The organism is Salipiger sp. HF18 (genome assembly GCF_011806505.1).
GTDB lineage: Bacteria > Pseudomonadota > Alphaproteobacteria > Rhodobacterales > Rhodobacteraceae > Salipiger > Salipiger thiooxidans.
Genome location: NZ_JAATOS010000885.1, coordinates 1 through 869, shown reverse-complemented (window position 1 = coordinate 869; position 869 = coordinate 1). Strand labels below are relative to the sequence as shown.

Sequence of the window (869 nt, the reverse complement as noted above, 5' to 3'; positions counted from 1 at the left end):
GGTGAAGTCTGTGCGCTCGGCGGTACGTCCCTTTCCCCGTCTTCCTGTCCCTTCCGGGCGAGATCGAGATTTTTCTCGATCTTCGTGAGATCGACCGTCGGATACCGATGAAGAGAAGGGTCGAAGACGACTCCCTTGCCTTTCAGAATTGAAAACATTTCAAAAGCTCGTTGGGGTGAACTGGCGTACTGACATGTACGAGGCGTTGTTACGCAAACCTAGGGATAGAGCAACCTCAGGTCTGGAAATTCAGGCTTTTCCGGGTCAGGCGGTGGTGAACATGGTCATGTTCATAGAGCGGTTGCACCTGAGTCTTGTTGGCCAAGCGCCGAAAGGGCTCCGAGAATACAATTCTGTCGTAATCTTGTGTAAAGATGGACCGGTTCGCTTGCTCCGAGTGCTTTGGGTCGTGCAGGCGTTCATTCGACAGCAGCGTGCTCCATTCCATCAACATAGTCCTTCCCTTATTCAAACATGTCGATGCCTTTCTAACCTGATCTTGTTTCTCTTACAAAGCAGACAGTAACACATCACGCAGCGAACGACAGCTTACCGCCCTATTGACCGTCACCGCGCCTTAGAGAGCCCTTCTCCCCCTACCGCCCGTTAGAATATGACTGGCAACCTTGAGTACAGGCAGCTCGGCGACAACCGAGAACAAGAAGTGCGCGATCACACAGAAGGCGCCGATGAATGCCCAGTCCGTGCCGTTGACCCCGAAGCCAAAGGGGAGCCCCAGCCCCAGCGCGACATGCTTCGCGGCGAAGTACAGCGTTGCGCTGAGAAAGGCGTAGTCGCGTGCCTTCAGAAGATGCTGGCCAAGGGGAGAGTAGTTCCGCTCCCTGGATTCCAGACCCTCTCGCCTAACA

The 869-nt window shown here is 54.5% G+C and carries 1 protein-coding gene and 1 pseudogene; both read right to left on the bottom strand.

The window, feature by feature from the left end:
• Nucleotides 1-262 precede the first annotated feature (262 nt).
• A pseudogene (locus tag HC022_RS27745) lies at nucleotides 263-448 on the bottom strand (deoxyguanosinetriphosphate triphosphohydrolase); the annotation flags it as partial.
• Nucleotides 449-577: 129 nt separating this feature from the next.
• Nucleotides 578-869 (bottom strand): hypothetical protein (locus HC022_RS28875; protein WP_217704140.1); only part of this gene is annotated, 292 nt, incomplete at its 5' end.